At 48.5% G+C, this 16448-nt stretch carries 13 protein-coding genes and 1 tRNA gene; 7 read left to right on the forward strand and 7 right to left on the reverse strand.

The window, feature by feature from the left end; genetic code table 11:
* Positions 1-348 precede the first annotated feature (348 nt).
* Complete coding sequence (locus H6G50_RS22965) at positions 349-864, reverse strand: phosphoribosyltransferase (RefSeq protein ID WP_190721768.1); 516 nt, start codon at positions 862-864, stop codon at positions 349-351.
* A 178-nt stretch (positions 865-1042) separates the two neighbouring features.
* Here H6G50_RS22965 and H6G50_RS22970 point away from each other — a divergent pair, with 178 nt between their 5' ends.
* Positions 1043-2092: a folate-binding protein YgfZ gene (locus H6G50_RS22970; RefSeq protein ID WP_190721769.1), complete on the forward strand. Its 1050-nt coding sequence runs from the start codon at positions 1043-1045 to the stop codon at positions 2090-2092.
* Positions 2093-2170: 78 nt separating this feature from the next.
* Here H6G50_RS22970 and murA read toward each other — a convergent pair whose 3' ends face one another.
* Entirely contained in the window at positions 2171-3532 is a 1362-nt protein-coding gene (gene murA, locus H6G50_RS22975; RefSeq protein WP_190721851.1) for a UDP-N-acetylglucosamine 1-carboxyvinyltransferase, read from the reverse strand.
* A gap of 204 nt (positions 3533-3736) precedes the next feature.
* On the opposite strand from murA, the gene H6G50_RS22980 reads away from it, so the two are divergent.
* Positions 3737-3820 (forward strand) — tRNA-Leu (locus H6G50_RS22980).
* A 13-nt stretch (positions 3821-3833) separates the two neighbouring features.
* Positions 3834-4637, forward strand: coding sequence for an RNA methyltransferase (locus H6G50_RS22985; protein WP_190721771.1), 804 nt, complete (start codon positions 3834-3836; stop codon positions 4635-4637).
* 53 nt (positions 4638-4690) lie between these two features.
* On the opposite strand, the gene H6G50_RS22990 is transcribed toward H6G50_RS22985, so the two are convergent.
* Complete coding sequence (locus H6G50_RS22990; protein WP_190721773.1) at positions 4691-6139, reverse strand: hypothetical protein; 1449 nt, start codon at positions 6137-6139, stop codon at positions 4691-4693.
* Positions 6140-6279: 140 nt separating this feature from the next.
* Between H6G50_RS22990 and H6G50_RS22995 the strand changes: the two genes are divergently transcribed.
* On the forward strand, positions 6280-8631 hold the full coding sequence (locus H6G50_RS22995; protein WP_190721775.1) for an NACHT domain-containing protein: 2352 nt from the start codon (positions 6280-6282) through the stop codon (positions 8629-8631).
* Between the two features lie 5 nt (positions 8632-8636).
* Here the strand turns inward: H6G50_RS22995 and H6G50_RS23000 are convergent, their stop codons facing one another.
* Positions 8637-9863 carry an RNA-guided endonuclease TnpB family protein gene (locus H6G50_RS23000; RefSeq protein ID WP_190721776.1) on the reverse strand — a complete coding sequence of 409 codons (1227 nt, stop codon included), beginning with the start codon at positions 9861-9863 and terminating at the stop codon, positions 8637-8639.
* Between H6G50_RS23000 and tnpA the strand changes: the two genes are divergently transcribed.
* Positions 9813-10190 carry an IS200/IS605 family transposase gene (gene tnpA / locus H6G50_RS23005; RefSeq protein ID WP_190721853.1) on the forward strand — a complete coding sequence of 126 codons (378 nt, stop codon included), beginning with the start codon at positions 9813-9815 and terminating at the stop codon, positions 10188-10190. The two genes, H6G50_RS23000 and tnpA, sit on opposite strands and share 51 nt — an antisense overlap.
* A 149-nt stretch (positions 10191-10339) precedes the next feature.
* Here the strand turns inward: tnpA and H6G50_RS23010 are convergent, their stop codons facing one another.
* The gene (locus H6G50_RS23010) at positions 10340-10492 is read right to left on the reverse strand and encodes a photosystem II reaction center protein Ycf12 (RefSeq protein ID WP_190721778.1); all 153 of its coding nucleotides are present in this window, start codon (positions 10490-10492) and stop codon (positions 10340-10342) included.
* Between the two features lie 139 nt (positions 10493-10631).
* On the opposite strand from H6G50_RS23010, the gene H6G50_RS23015 reads away from it, so the two are divergent.
* Positions 10632-10994, forward strand: coding sequence for a YkgJ family cysteine cluster protein (locus H6G50_RS23015; RefSeq protein WP_190721780.1), 363 nt, complete (start codon positions 10632-10634; stop codon positions 10992-10994).
* An 89-nt stretch (positions 10995-11083) separates the two neighbouring features.
* Here H6G50_RS23015 and H6G50_RS23020 read toward each other — a convergent pair whose 3' ends face one another.
* Together H6G50_RS23020 and H6G50_RS23025 are read right to left on the reverse strand one after the other, a co-directional pair.
* A complete protein-coding gene (locus H6G50_RS23020; protein ID WP_190721782.1) occupies positions 11084-12673 on the reverse strand; it encodes a tetratricopeptide repeat protein in 1590 nt (529 codons plus the stop codon).
* 772 nt (positions 12674-13445) lie between these two features.
* Positions 13446-14807 carry an AAA family ATPase gene (locus H6G50_RS23025; RefSeq protein WP_190721784.1) on the reverse strand — a complete coding sequence of 454 codons (1362 nt, stop codon included), beginning with the start codon at positions 14805-14807 and terminating at the stop codon, positions 13446-13448.
* Between the two features lie 251 nt (positions 14808-15058).
* Here H6G50_RS23025 and ispG point away from each other — a divergent pair, with 251 nt between their 5' ends.
* Entirely contained in the window at positions 15059-16282 is a 1224-nt protein-coding gene (gene ispG, locus H6G50_RS23030; RefSeq protein WP_190721786.1) for a (E)-4-hydroxy-3-methylbut-2-enyl-diphosphate synthase, read from the forward strand.
* Positions 16283-16448: the final 166 nt, after the last annotated feature.

Here is a 16448-nt window from a genome sequence, read left to right on the forward strand (position 1 = left end):
GTAATTCGTAATTCGTAATTCGTAATTCGTAATTCGTAATTCGTAATTCGTAATTCGTAATTCGTAATTCGTAATTCGTAATTCGTAATTCGTAATTCGTAATTCGTAATTCGTAATTCGTAATTCGTAATTCGTAGTTCGTAGTTCGTAGTTCGTAATTCGTAATTCGTAATTCGTAGTTCGTAGTTCGTAATTCGTAATTCGTAATTTATAACTTATAATTCATAACTCATAACTCATAATTCCCCCCATTCATAACTCATAACTCATAACTCATAATTCCCCCCATTCATAACTCATAACTCATAACTCATAATTCCTCCCACTCATAACTCATAATTCCCCCATTCATGATTTTTCTTTTAACGCAGCCAGTTGCGCGGGAGTCATGAGTTCGTAACGCTCAAAAGGCTGATGAATCCAAGGCGCATCCGGACAATAATCCACGTAATAATCGGGGGCGATAGTCGAGCAACTTTTATACCAAATCGTAGCAGTGCGAATTTCAGAAATTCCCGAGCCGTATCTGGTTTTCAACCATTCAATTGCGGCGTGTAGACTTTTCCCTGAATCGACAAGATCGTCTACAAGTAAAATGCGACCTTGCAATCGTTCTGCGGTCATCGTTAAATGCTTGGAAAAAACCACTTCTCCTCGCGTGCGATTGCCTTCGCCGCTATAAGAAGACGCAAAAAGAATCGCCAATGGTTTATCGTACAAGCGACAAAGAATATCGCCGACTTGCAGTCCGCCTTTGGCAAGGCAAACAATTTGGTCAAACTCCCAGCCAGATTGATGAATTTGTAGGGCTAACGTTTCAATTTTTTGGTGATATTCTTCCCAAGAAATGTACAGTTCAGGCATTCCTTCGCTCCGTTTTCTATTTGACAATTGATAATTGTACTTCTCTCCTTAAAGGAGAGCATTTCAAGGATTTATTAAAAACTAGCAGAAGTGAAGTGAAAATTTTGTTATGCTGGAAACGGTTGTGCGGAAATCGAAGAAGCGCTAGCTTAAAAATACGAGAGTTCGATAGTTTTCAATGAATCAAAGTTTACATCAAGTGCAAAAAGCCGCAGGTGCAAGTTTTAGCACCGATAGTATTGTTCCCCTTAGTTTTGCTAACGATACAGAGGCAATTCGAGCAGCCAAGGAAAGCGTTGCATTGTGCGATCGCTCGAACTGGGGACTATTGCTCGTTTCGGATGACGATCGCGCCTCCTTTATCCACAATCAAACTAGCAACGATATCAAAACTTTGCAGCCCGGGCAAGGCTGCGATACCGTCTTCCTCACCTCAACAGCGCGTACCCTCGATCTGGCAACGGTTTTCGCGACTGAAGATGCTCTCCTCGTTCTCGTTTCCCCCGGAAAAGTTCAATCTTTAATGGCATGGCTCGATCGCTATCTATTCCCGATGGATCGCGTCCAATTAACCGATATTTCCCCAAAATACGCGATTTTTAGCCTCATTGGAGCAAACAGCCGCGATTTACTCGGCGCGATAGGCATAGAACTGCCAGAAACTCAGCCAGACAATCATCATGCTCTCGTGCCGTTCCAGGATACAGAAATTCGCGTTGTAACGGGCAGCGGCTTAGATTTACCCGGCTATACCTTAGTCGTTCCTGCGGACGCGGCGGCGGGGGTTTGGAGTCAATTGCAGGCAGCAGGGGCAACCCCAATCGGAGAAGCGGCTTGGGAACGGTTGCGAGTCGAACGGGGCAGACCGGCTTGCGATCGCGAACTGACTGAGGAGTATAATCCCCTAGAAGCGGGACTCTGGTATTGTACTTCCTTCACCAAAGGCTGTTATATCGGCCAAGAAACAATCGCGCGCCTCAATACTTACCAAGGCGTAAAACAACGGCTTTGGGGCATTAAACTACAGTCTCCCGTCGCTTGTGGAAGTGATATCGTTGTAGACGGTAAAAAGGTGGGAACCCTCACCAGCGTCTCGGAAACGGAGAATGAACCTTTTGGCTTAGGTTACGTGCGCGTCAAAGCAGGCGGCGAAGGTTTAAAGGTCGGAGTGGGAGAAACTGAAGGCGAGTTAGTTGCCGTTCCCTTTTTGTCCCATGCTTATGTATGATGCACCCAGCTTAGAAAATCGGGATTGGAGAAGTCAAGGTTAGCAATCTAGCACAGATACGCAGGCGATCGAGGGCGTTTAAACTAGCGCTTCGGCGGAATCTGCCAGATTATCGACTCGTTCTGTCGGAACTTTAACCCGTTCGAGGTGCGCGCCGACATTGCGTAACTTCTGCTCGATGTTATCGTAGCCGCGATCGAGATGGTGCAACCCTTTAACAATGGTCATGCCATCGGCAGCCAAACCAGCAATCACCAGCGCCGCCGCCGCGCGTAAGTCCGTTGCCATCACCGGAACGCCGGAAAGTCCGTGAACGCCGCGCACAATCGCGTTTTGTCCCTTGACGCGGATATCTGCGCCCATACGACTCAACTCAGCAACATGACGCAAGCGATTTTCAAACACGGTTTCGGTAATAACGCTATTCCCTTCGGCTAGTGTTAGCAGCGCGGAAAACTGAGCCTGCATATCGGTGGGGAAACCGGGGTAAGGTAGGGTTTCGATATCCGTCGCTCGCAATTCGCTCGGAATTAAGCGCACGGTATCGGGCGCATCGATAACCACTTGCGGGCCGATTTCGCGCAATTTAGCAATAATGGGCGTGAGGTGATCGGGGACGACGGGCGCTATACTCAATTCGGAGTGAGTAATCGCTGCGGCGACTAAGAAGGTTCCAGCTTCGATGCGATCGGGAACGATGGGGTAATCCACCGTATGTAGCTCCGGTACGCCCACAATCGTAATCGTATTCGTTCCTGCACCGTGAATAATTGCACCCATTGCGCCGCAGAAACTTGCTAAATCGACGACTTCTGGTTCCCGCGCGGCGTTATAAATCGTCGTTTCGCCTTCCGCTAGCGTTGCAGCCATCATCAACGTTTCCGTCGCGCCGACGCTGGGATAATCGAGATAAATCTTCGCACCTTTAAGGCGACCGCTGCGTCCTTTGACATCCGCGCAAACTACGCCTTGTTCGATGCGAACTTCCGCTCCTAATGCTTGGAGTCCTCGAACGTGAAGATCTACCGGACGAGCGCCAATCGCGCATCCTCCGGGCAGCGGCATCCGCGCGCTTCCCAAACGAGCTAACAGAGGGCCTACTGCGAAGAAACTGGCGCGAAGTTTAGAGACTAACTCGTAAGGCGCGCGATCGCTCCCTACATGACTTGCATCGATTTCGAGCGCGTCGCCGTTTCGCTCGATCTTTACGCCTAAAGCGCGCAGAATTTGGCACATTTTGCCAATATCAGCCAGGGAAGGAACGTTGCTAATTCGGCATTGCTTCGGGCAAAGCAAAGTTCCCGCAAGAATCGCAAGAACGGAATTTTTGGCTCCGCTAATCGGGATGCAGCCCGAAAGCGGTTTTCTGCCCCAAATTTTTAAGACAGAGGTTTCTTCGTCAGTTGCAGCGGACTGAGTTTCCTGGCTCGTAGCGGCGATCGCAGTTCTGTTGTTCACAAGCAATAATATTTTGTGAATATTTTTTAATTTTCGTTTTGATTCTACAGGAAACACAAAAAATGTCTAGTTTTCTGCAAGTCATTCGGGTTCAATAGCGTACAAATGAATTTATTTCTAACTTTTGCTTGACATTCACTGGAAGTTTCGAGATAATAGTAAATCGCGCGAACAAACGCGCCGTCAGCGGAACTGGCGGAATTGGTAGACGCGCTAGATTCAGGTTCTAGTGGGCTTTTGTCCTTGCGAGTTCAAGTCTCGCGTTCCGCATTTTCAAGAAACGATGTTAACGAGCCTGCAAAATCCCTTAGTCAAGCAACTGCGAAAGTTGCGATCGCGCTCCGAGCGGCACAAGCAAGGGTTATTTTTGCTCGAAGGAACGAATGCGCTGCAAGGGGCGGGCGAAACGAACGCGCCCCTAGAAGTTTTGTGCGCTACGCCCGATTGGATGGCTAAGCATCCGCAACTGTGGGAGCAACTGCAACATTTAGCCCAGCGAGTGGAAACAATCTCGCCAGAAGTCTGCGGCGCGATCGCCACAACTGTCAATCCCGATGGAGTCGTCGCTGCCGCAGAACGCGGCAAACTGACTAAAGCACCGCAATTCCCGTTGAATTTCGGCATTGCCTTAGAACGATTGCAGGATCCCGGTAATTTAGGCACGATAATCCGCACTGCTGCCGCTGCTGAAGTCGAAGGATTGTGGTTGAGCGAAGATAGCGTCGATCTCGAAAATCCCAAAGTCCTGCGCGCCTCAGCGGGAGAGTGGTTTCGCGCACCGATCGCTGTGAGCTCCGATTTAGCGGGCGTTATCGCCGATTGTCGCGGTGGGGGAATGCAAATCGTCGCCACAACACCCAGCGCCCAATTCACTTATTGGGAAGCCGATTTTAAGAAACCAACTTTGATTTTACTCGGCAACGAAGCGGCAGGATTGTCATCAGAATTATTGGGATTGTGCGATTTTCAAGTAAAGATTCCCCTAGGGGCGGGAGTCGAGTCTTTAAATGTCGCGATCGCGGCAGCTTTATTATTATATGAAGTCCGAAGGCAGCAACGAGCGCTACGCGAGTTCGACAAAGCCTAAACGCAAGGTTGGTATAAGCTGAAAGCTTTATTCTAAGGTTAAAGAATATTATTTTAAGGCAACCAATGCGGATTTAAACCGGGAATTAACTTTTTGGGCGGCGAGATTTTGGGTTTTCCGCCGGTAATTTCGGGTAAAGGAAGATACCAAATATTAGCTTTAAACGCTTCTTGTCCGGGGGCGGTAGCGGTGGCAGGAATCGCTTGATCGAACAGCAATCCGGAGCCATCGGGAGCCATACTGAGAACGACTTCGCGATCGTTAACAAGGGCTAGAAATGGGGTTTCGGTGCGTTGTTCGAGATCGACGATCGAGAGAATCGGTTCGGAGGGTTGCTGTTCGCTATCGATCTTTAAGCAATAAAGGATATTCGCTTGTTGAGGGGAGAATTGACAGTTGGGGATGAGGGCGCGGGTGCGTAGGAGTTCTTGTTTTACGCCATTGCGACTGAGAAGAACGAGCGATCGCGTCCCTTCAGCATTGGGTTCGAGTAGGATGTTCGCTAGCGTTTCGCGAGAAAAACCGACAATACTATCGTAACCGGGAAGAAATGCCAGAGGTTTAGCCTTCGGAGTCAAAGGAATCATAGAAATGCCGCCTTCCTGGACGACAGCAACGCTTTGAGAGTCGGGAGAAATCGCAAAAATTTCGCCGAGAATGCCTAAAGAGCGGGCTTTTTTACCTTCTTCGATAATCCAGAGGGAGCGATCGCGCGCATTTTGGCGATTGAGGCGTTCGACGAGGATAATCTGTCCGTCTCCGGAGAGATCGAATTGCAGATTTTGGTAATCGCTCGAGCCGAGAATGGGTTGAACTCGTCCGGGTAAGGGTTCGCCCCCGCGATTGGGAAGCCCTGTCGTCACGGTAAAAAGACTAACAGCAGTGGGATCGCGTTCGATTGTATCGCGCGCAACCGCAGAAAATAAAAGGCGATCGCCATCGGGATAGGGTTGAAAATCGACAACGAGCAAATCTGCGGGGGTAAGAATTGTCTTTTGCTCCCGCGTGATATTGTAGAGGATCAAGCGATCGCGCTCTTCCCCGAACGTACCCACGTAAGCGAAAACGCGATCGCGGGTAGTAAATTGCGCTTGAAACGGGCGCAGAGTGCGTCCGACTTGACCGAATTCGCCGTATTCGGCTTGCGCGTTCGATAATTGTAGAGTGTAAGTCTGACCGTACTGAGGCGGTTGGTTCGCGACATAATACATTTGATTGCCGTGCCAAGAAATGCGTCCCGGCAGTTCCGGCGTAATGCGTAAATTCTCCTCCACGCTCGCTCGCTTCATCGGCTGGGCAAATGCCAGCGTCCAAGTCCGATCGCGCGCGCTAATGCGTTTATTGTTCCAGCTAAATTCCGAAACGCGGGGAGTCCAGTACGTCCCCGCGAGCGTCAAACCGCTCAAACAAAGCGAGAGAAACGCGATCGCCGCAATCGCCGCGCGATCGAACGGATATCCGCCTCGCGCGTTTTCCAACCGATCGGGGGTAGAAGATTCCATGAAACAAGGGGCAGGCGTAGAAATGTTATCTGCGTTAGGCTATCCACAAGACATCATAACAACCGTTGACAGTTGACAGGTATTGAGTTGTCAGGAAACAGTTATCAGTTGTCAGTTCTGGGAAAATTGTTGGTTGAGTTATGGCCAGTCACTCCGTTAGGGTAGAGCCGCAGGCAATTCATAAAGTCCAGCAAGCGCTCGCTCGCCAGAACTTAAAACAAAACTCTCTGGCTGAACTGACGGGTTTGGACTCGCTAACCCTCAATCGCTTTTTCCGGGGCGAATTAGTGCGTTTTACAGCGATCGCAGCGATTTATTCCGCTCTCGAGTTAACCTGGGAAGAAGGCGATACCCTTGCCCTCTTTACCCAAACCTCAAAAAGTCCCTTCAACTCCCGCCAGCGCCATCTCGAAATCCTCATCGAGCGCAGTCGCGAGCGATGTTGTGCGAAGATACAAAGCACCTACAGTAAGATTCGCCTCCTAGACGGTCGCTGGCTTGAAGCCGAGCGCGTCAGTCCTTCCGTTTATACTCTCGACAAACTCCCCTTAGATACCTATCATTCCCGCTCCGATCTCCTGCAACAATTCAACGCAATCCGCAACTTCGATCGCTTCGGTTTGGGGGAGCGACAAGGACGCATCCCCGGAATTGATGCAGCAACTCTGTGCGACAAACTCTTTGTCGTCGGAAAACCGGGCATCGGGAAAACTTCGTTTTTACGTTACCTCGCAATGGCGTGCTGCAACGGAAACTTTCAGAGGCGTTCGATTCCAATCTTGCTCGAACTCAAAGCGCTGACGGACGCAGAAGGAACGAGTCCTACCTGCGTGCAAGATTGGATTTACCGAGAATTAGCTGAAGGCGATCGCGATCTCGCCGAAAACCTCCTCCATCACGGCTGCGTTCTCATTCTCTGCGACGAACTCGATGAAATTCCCGAACCCGCACGCCGCAGCGTGCAATATCAACTGCGAACTTTTTCTCAGCGTTACTTCAAAAATCGCTTCGTCCTCGCTAGCAAAACGCAATTCGTCGAATATCCATTTCCCGCTTTTGAATGGGTCGAAATTGCGGAATTTTCCCTCGAACAAATTCGTAAATTTGTCGATATTTGGTTTGCTGACTTCAGCGACTCTCCCGCTCAAATCCACGCCCTCACTCGACAGTTTTTCTACCAACTCTGCAAGCCAGAAAACTGGCGCATTGCGGAATTAGTCGGTCATCCGTTTAACCTCAGCTTGGCTTGTTGGCTATCGATCGCTTACAACTCCCTGCCCGCGTATCCTTGCGATCTTTTCGACCAAGGGCTGCGACTGTTTTGGCACGCCCAATCGCAGCAGGATGAAGCTCCTCCGAGTAAGTCCGAACGCTTAGCGCTTCTCAGTCATCTGGCTTTGCGAACCTGCGATCGCGGGGAATTATTATTCGATCGCAAAAAACTCTTTGCCGATTCGGTCGCATTTCTGCAAGCGACTAGCTCCAAGAGCATTCCTTTACCCCAACTTGAAGCGCGCGCGCAAAGCCTTCTGTTGCACTTAGAAAAACGCGATCGTTTGCTCTCAGAACGCGATCGAGGCATCTATTCTTTTAGCAGCGTCGAACTCCATCAATACTTTCTCGGACGCGCCCTCGTCACTCGCCTGAAACTGCAAGACTTTGAAGGAACCTTCAGCCGTAGTACGCCCAAACTATGGTGCGATAGTTTCTTCGACAGTCTCAATCGCTTTCCTAGCGCTGACGATCTCCTGCTCCACCTCAAACGCAAAACCGATGAAATCCTAGCCCGCGAGCCAAAATTGCAAATTTTTCTCGGTTGGGTACAACGTAAAGCCACTTCCGTGGCTACTTCCTACAAACCCGCTGCGGTGCGAGCTTTTTACCTTTCCCTCGGTATCGATCGCGACTTAGAACCGAAACTCGCCAACCCCCTCGACTTCTCGCACGCCGTCGATCGCTCTGTCAAATCTCCCCTCCACAATCGCTCGTTAGCTTGTTGGTTGGATGCAAATGTTGCGATCGCCTTCCGACACGATCCCCTACGCCAACTCGATCCGGATTTAGCCCTAGACCTGATTCTCGATTGTTTGCTTGTCACCTCAACCCACGACTTGGGGTTTTTCCTAACTTTTCTTGAAGATCGCAACCTACAACTCGACGAAAATTTTTCGGAAAGTTTGCACGAATTGAACCAACAACTTCCCGATCTTCGCACGCACCCCCAAAAATATGAAGCGTGGTGGGAAGCGCGCAGCCACGATTGGATCGAAAGCTTGAGATTTGCCATCATTGGCTACCGCAATATTGGTTATGTGTGGCAACTCGATTCTCGCGAGCAAGAATTGCTCGAACAGTACCTCAATGCTCACAAATATTTAATTGAAGGGCTGAACCGAGCCACAAACGTAAGTTCCCAATTACAATACAATCTCGAAGAAACGCTGTTGCTGCCTGCACTCCTCCCCCCGCAAATACGCTCGTCATCCTCTTGACATACTCACCGGGCTGAAGCCACGGTGATTCTTGACGCTTCACTGACTGACGCTACCGACGGGGCGGCGTTTAATTTCGAGGAAACCTCGAAATCCGCGCCCCTAGTAGTCTTACTCTGTCTCTGCGTCCGTTTAGAGTCTCCCAATGCCCTAGGTTGACTTGATTCTATATTTTTTGCTGCATTCTCATCTCGGTCGTGTTCAGTGCCACAATTCAGGCATCGAACCGACCGAACTTTTAGATCGAGCTTACCCCATTTAAAACCGCAGGCTGAACAAATTTGGCTAGTTGGCTCCCATCGATTAATGATGTGAAACTCTCTGCCGAACTTTTCAGATTTAGCCTCACACAAATCCCTAAACTCTCTCCAACCTTGAAGACTAATGGCTCTGGCAAGTTTGCGATTCTTCACCATTCCAGATACATTCAAATCCTCCAAGACGATAGTTTGATTTTCGTTAACAATCTTGGTGGATAGTTTGTGCAAAAAATCTTTGCGGATGCCTACAATTCGATTGTGCTGCTTGGCGATTTGAATTCGAGTCTTGTTTTTCCGATTTGAACCTTTCTGCTGACGCGCTAATTTCTTCTGAAGTTTGCGAATTTTACGATCGTGCTTTGAAGAGTTAGGACTCTCAGCTTTAGAGCCATCAGACATCACAGCAAAGGTTTTGATTCCTAAGTCGATTCCGATACTTTGGTTTTTGGCATCGGATTGAACCGGTTCAATATCTACAACAAAGCTAAGGAAATAGCGGTTAGCAGCATCTTTAGTCACTGTCACGGAACTCGGTGTAGAGGGCAACTTTCTAGACCAGATTGGTCTTAGGTTGCCGATTTTAGCTAAAACAACCTCCCCTTTTTTGATAGAAAATGCAGCTTTCGTGAACGTTGCAGACTGATTATTGGTCTTTTTCTTGAATCGGGGCTGACCGACTTTTCTACCTTTTCGTTTTCCTTTGAGCGAGTCGAAGTAGTTTTTGTGGGCTACATCTAACTGTTTAAGGGATTGCTGCAAGGGAACAGACGAAACACTGTTTAACCATTCTCTTTCAGTTGTCTTTTTAGACAGCGTGAGAGATTTAGAGAGCGCGTTGTATCCAGGATATTTACCGGACTTGCTGAAAGCTAAAGCATCATTCCAAACTACTCGCACACAACCGAACAACTGGGCTAGGCTCTGCTGTTGTTGGTCAGTCGGGTAGAAACGGTATTGATATCTCGCTTTCATTGCGCGTCTGTATTCACTTCTGAAAGTCTTGCAGTTATGGAGAAATCGTTCAATGAAGTGGCTAAGAAGATGAATTTTCAGATTCTCGAATTTAATGGGGAATCTGACCACATTCACGCACTCATTGAATATCCACCTAAGCTGTCCATCTCTCAAATGGTGAATGCTCTAAAAGGCGTATCCAGTCGTCGATATGGTCAAGCTGGATACCCTAAGCCCTATGGCAAAGACGCTCTCTGGAGTCCTAGCTATTTTGTTAGCTCTGTTGGAGGTGCGCCGATTGAAGTCTTAAAGCAGTACATTAGAGAACAAGAAAAGCCGTCCTAGATGGTTGCTGAGACTTCGGCGTGAGCGCTCAGTCGAACGCTTGTCGAAGTAAGGACGGGGTTTTAGACCCATTCTTCTGATAAAAACGAGGAATGAGTTTTGAACCAATCCCTCAAAACCCACTCCCCCACTTAATTTTAAACTCGTGCTTACAGGTCGCCGCCCCGCGCCGCCAACAAAAAGATGACCACCGGCCCGGAAATCATAATCAAGCCCACCAAAGTCACTTGTAGAAGCGCTTCCCAATTGACTCCCAGGAGAGTCCCTCCTACTGAATTGAACGTATCGGTTACAAAATTCATTTCTCCTCCTAAACTTTAGCATGGTCGCTCCCCAGGCTTTGGCTCTCGCCTGCCGCAGAGCAATGCGGTACAGTAGATTAGTATACCTTCAAAGTTGCCCGAGTTCCGAATCTATGAGCGAGCGTCCGAGGAGAAAATCTTGATGCGATGGTGCTGTGTTAAGAATTGTGGAGCTTGCTGCTATCTAGACCCCTCAGAACGACCAGAACTCGATGATTATCTCGATCCTGAAGCCTTAGCTCTCTATCTGAGCATGGTCGCTGAAGATGGCTGGTGCGTTCATTTCGATCCTCAAACCCGCGAATGTCGCATCTACGACGAGCGACCGGAATTTTGTCGGGTGCGACCGGATACTTTCAAACAGATGTTTGATGTTGAGGAGGATGAATTCGAGGAATTCGCGATCGCCTGTTGCATCGAACAGATTGAAGATCTTTATGGGGAGGACAGTCCAGAAATGCAGCGCTACCAAGAGAGCGTTGATTTCCGCAGCAGTAATTAAAGATGTTGGTCGCAATAGACTTAATATCTTTAAATTAGATTTTGTTTTCCTCCAGTTACCACTCGTCCATGCCCACCCGCGTAATTTTGTCAAGACTGAGTAGTTGACCGACTCTCTAGTAAGACCTGAAATCGTTCGTCTTCGCGAATACTGTCGAAATCTGGCTCGGTTTTTGCCATTTCTCGATACTTTTCGGGATTGAGCGCGATCGCGTGTTGCAGGTTTTCCAGGGCGCGATCGAGGTTGCCTTGCTGGGCGTAGGCGCAGGCTTTATTATACAGCGCTTCGTGATAGTCCGGTTGATATTTCAGGGCATTATCAAAGGAAGCTATTGCTTCTTCATATCTTCCTAAATTGGCTAAAGCAAGCCCCCGATAGTTCCAAGCTACGTCATCGTCTGGTTTGTATTTCAAGGCATTATCGATGGAGGCTATTGCTTCTTCATATCTTCCTAAATTGGCTAAAGCAAGCCCCCGATTGTGCCAAGCTTCGCGATAGTCCGGTTTGTATTTCAGGGCATTCTCGTAGGAAGCGAGTGCTTCTTCATATCTTCCTAACTTACCCAGAGAAATCCCCCGATTGTGCCAAGCTTCGTGCAAGTCCGGTTTGTATTTCAGGGCATTCTCGTAGGAAGCGAGTGCTTCTTCATATCTTCCTAACTTACCCAGAGAAATCCCCTGATTGTGCCAAGCTTCGTATTTGTCCGGTTTGTATTTCAGGGCATTCTCGTAGGAAGCGAGCGCTTCTTCATCCCTTCCTAAATTCTTCAGAGAAAGCCCCCGATTGTTCCAAGCTTCGTATTTATCCGATTTGTATTTCAGGGCATTATCAAAAGAGGCTATTGCTTCTTCATCTCGTCCTAATTTGTACAGAGTAATTCCCCGATTGTTCCAAGCTTCGTATTTATCCGGTTTGTATTTCAGGGCATTATCTAAGGACGCGATTGCTTCTTCGTACTCTTGACACGAACCATGCAAAGCCCCTAACTCATTAAATAACTTCTCGCAGTTCTTTCCTTCGCGGTTTTCTTCAATCAGTTCCTGGATTTCGATAATCTTTTGATTTCTCTCTTGCGGCGTTAGGGCTAAATATTCTTTGTAATCTCCCTCTGCCACAATTCGCCGTGATTCTTTCTCGATACAGTCGCCATCCCTCGACAACTCAAACACGCCGCAGCGCCAATCAAAAAAGTCTGGCGCGCGCTGCAACAAATATCTAAAAACAAAAGTCGGCACGAGCAACACAAAACTAAAATTGAAATCATCGCGAAACCGTTCTCGCTGTTGATTGAGATTAATCAGCAAGCGCGGTACGCCTTTCCAGCTATAGTGGTGCGTTTCTTTGCTACTCCATCCCGTCAGTTTTCTCGCCTCTTCATACTGCCGCAAAGAATGTTCTAATCCGCTGACGAATAAAATATCGATTTCGGCTTTATCCTCCAGCTTCTCCACTTCCGCATAAAAATCTTCAATCGGCTTCTCAAACTTCAGCACGCGAATCTTCTTCTGCGGCAAATCCGTCCGAATTTCTTCAACAATTTCTGTCCCCTTTTGCGGCGAACAGCGCACAAAAAACAACCCAAACCCTTCATTCAGCCGCAAGGTATTCAGCAGCGCCGAATAGTCATCGCCATCGGGTGGCACATCGTTATCCCATTCCGTTAGTTTAAGTTCGACCATTGTTTTTTTTGCGTGCGTGCGGATGCCAATTTTCCGATTGATTCAACCCTAATTTCGTAGGGGCATAGCATTGCCATTCGTGTCAACTTAAGGTCAAACACTTAGCCCGCCAGGAACTCAAGTTCCACAGCGATTAGCTGAAACCCGTTAAAACGGGTTGGATACATCTGAGTTTCTCAGTCCTATAAATGAGGACTTGAGTTATTAGCCTTGGGTTTGAACCCAAGGCGGGCTAGGTGAGCGGGGATTAAGCTTAAGTTGACACTAATGAGCATTGCCATGCCCTTACCTAATCCTTGCTTTTATAAGCGCTCGTCTAATGGATTTCATCTCCTCCAAAACCGCTAATAATAAATCAAGATAACGTTGCAATAATTTAGATTCTCCTTAATTCTTGGTTAAGGTAATGGTGCGTTACGCTTCGCTAACACACCCTACTAGACTTAACGTAAAACCTATAAGCTGACTGCTGTTTGATACTTAGCGTTCGATCCCCCCTAGCCCCCCTTAAAAAGGGGGGAATTGGAATTTATTGAAATTCCTCTTTAATATAAGGATAAACCGGAATTTGTTCAAAGTCCCCCTTTTTAAGGGGGATTTAGGGGGATCGAGAGTCCCCCTTTTTAAGGGGGATTTTAGGGGCGCGGGTTGCGAGGTCTTAGGGGCGCTGTTTTCGAGGTTCCCTCGAAAATTGGAGCCGCCCCGTCTCGCAATTAAACGCCGCCCCGTGGGGGATCGAGAATGGTGCGTTACGCTTCGTTAACGCACCCTACTAAACTCTCGTGCAAGCGTCTTGAAACTCCTTAATCCCTCGAATTAATGGATGTACGTCATACCAGCAGTGGCGTTCTCCCTCCTCATTCGTCTCGCTATATTCTAAAATACAACGATTGAATAATAAACTGCGATATTGCTCCTCATTCTCAATCGCTTTGCTCGCATAAACCTTCGCTAACAATTCCCATTCGTTCGCATAAACTGCATTGCGATAAGTATTCCTCGCTTCGCTAATCGAGCGCAACAAATGTTTTTTCGGAATCGGAAAACCCGTGCCGTAACCCATTGCCTGCTTAGCGATTAATAGCAAATTGCGGACGTGACCGCCACTCATCGCGCACAACATTTCTAAACTCTCGGCTTCGGCAAATACATCGCCTACTAAGCTCAAGTTGGGGTCAATGCGACGAACCCGCAACGCTAAAACTTCCTTCATTTTTTCGATTCCCGCCGTATAGGGGCGATTGTCGGGTAGATGCACCATCACCATCGGCAAAACCTGCGCTTCGCTGCCGTAGATATCGCGCAAATCGGTGACGCGCCCGGAATAAATCAGGGAAATGGGAACGGTGTAAATAATATGGCAATCGAGCTTTTTCAGTTGTTCGCTGCGATCGATAAAAATATGCTCGTGATTGGTATGCTTGTCTTCTTGAGGAACTGGCACGATCCGGTCTAAATTATCGGCAATAACGGCGAGTTGTTCCCGTCCTTGCGGCAGGTTGCGCTTAGCTTCTCGGATGAATTGATTGAGCGCGTCAATTAAGGGAACGGTATAAGGATTGACTCGTTCGCGGATTTTTTGACGCTGCCCGGGTTCGGCGCGCAAGTTGGCGGTAATTTTCCCGTACTGAGCGATTTGTCCTTCTATTCCCAAGCTTTCTAGGGAGACTTCTGTTAATGCTAAATCTTTCAATTCTTGCCAGCGCGATTTGAGCCAATTTAACAGCGGTGCGGGGTCGGCATTGTCTTTAAGCGCTTCTAAGATTTGCCGCGTGCAAGCCAGGAGAATGTCGGTATATTCTGTATCTTCGGGTTCGATGTCTTCGCTATCAGCCGCAAAATAAACGACGAAAAAACCTTTTTGTTCGAGGTCGGCTTTGAGGCGTAACAGTTCCGTTGATTTACCGCCGCCGCGATGTCCTGCGTAGAGTTGGCAGGTGTTGCGATCGGACATAATTAACTCGTTCCCCAATTCGACGAGAATGTCGCTGTCGCCGCGCACTTCGTTACAGTTGACGTAGGTGGGGTCGCCTGCGGGAAGCGGTTGAAAGGGTCGATGGAGTTGTAAATCTTTCGGTAGGTCTGGAAATCTGCCGCCATAAATTGCCTTTGCCAAAAAATTAGGCGAATTCATTTGTTCGCTATTATCGCTCGGAAACTGTAGAACCGCTCGCTTAGCATTAAAAATTACTCCCCTCAGTCGATTTCAGCAGCTTTGAACGGCAACCGCATTCCCACCCTTGTTATAGTAAGGGCGTTGCCTGCAATACCCATAGATTGGCGCGCGACTATCGATGGATTTTCGGCAACTCTTGGCAGGCAATTGCCCCAAGCCTGAGACAATAGGAACTGAAAAAGCCCTTCGGCCGATAATAAATTTTGATTATGCAAACTCTTAGTCAACCTAAATCCGCATCACCTATCCTTCTCTCCACCGATACAACCATTCAACGGCGCAAAACTCGTCCCGTGCGCGTGGGCGACATTACGATTGGCGGCGGACATCCGGTTGTCGTTCAATCGATGATTAACGAAGATACGCTAGATATCGACGGTTCGGTGGCAGCGATTCGTCGGTTGCACGAAATTGGCTGCGAAATCGTTCGCGTTACGGTTCCCAGTATGGCCCACGCCAAAGCTTTAGCCGATATCAAGCAAAAACTCAAACAAACCTATAAAGATGTCCCTCTTGTCGCCGACGTGCATCATAACGGCATGAAAATCGCCATCGAAGTGGCAAAACATATTGAAAAGGTGCGGATTAATCCCGGATTATACGTCTTTGAGAAGCCGAAGAGCGATCGCGAAGAATATACCGACAGCGAATTCGAGCAAATTGGCGATAAAATTCGCGAAACTCTCGAACCCCTTGTCGTCGCCCTCCGAGATAGCGGTAAAGCAATGCGAATCGGAGTCAATCACGGTTCCCTCGCCGAACGGATGCTTTTTACCTACGGCGATACCCCCGAAGGTATGGTGGAATCTGCCCTCGAATTTATCCGCATCTGCGAATCCCTCGATTTCTACAACATCGTTATTTCGATGAAAGCATCGCGCGTCCCCGTGATGTTGGCAGCATACCGCCTCATGGCGCAACGCATGGACGAACTCGGAATGGATTACCCGCTGCATTTGGGCGTAACGGAAGCGGGCGATGGCGAATACGGACGCATTAAATCCACTGCCGGAATTGCAACCCTCCTGGCTGAAGGAATCGGCGACACGATTCGCGCCTCGATCACCGAAGCGCCGGAAAAGGAAATTCCCGTCTGTTACAGCATCCTGCAAGCCTTGGGATTGCGGAAAACGATGGTGGAATACGTCGCTTGTCCGTCCTGCGGGCGCACTTTATTTAACCTCGAAGAAGTGCTGCACAAAGTCCGGGAAGCTACTAAACATTTAGTGGGTTTGGATATAGCAGTAATGGGGTGTATTGTCAATGGCCCCGGCGAAATGGCGGATGCCGATTATGGCTATGTGGGCAAACAACCGGGTTATATTTCGCTCTATCGCGGTCGGGAAGAAATCAAGCGCGTTCCCGAAGACAGTGGGGTAGAAGAGTTGATTAATTTGATTAAAGCGGACGGGCGCTGGGTCGATCCGGAGTGAAACACTTAGACCGCCAGGAACTCAAGTTCCTGGCTAATAGCTGAAACCCGTTGAAACGGGTTGGATACATCTGATTTTCCTAGTCCTATAAATGAGGACTCGAGCTATTAGCCTTGGGTTTGAACCCAAGGCGGGCTAGGTGAGCGAGGGATTAAGCTTAAGTTGA

Origin of the sequence: Oscillatoria sp. FACHB-1406 (assembly GCF_014698145.1) — a bacterium.
GTDB lineage: Bacteria > Cyanobacteriota > Cyanobacteriia > Cyanobacteriales > Spirulinaceae > FACHB-1406.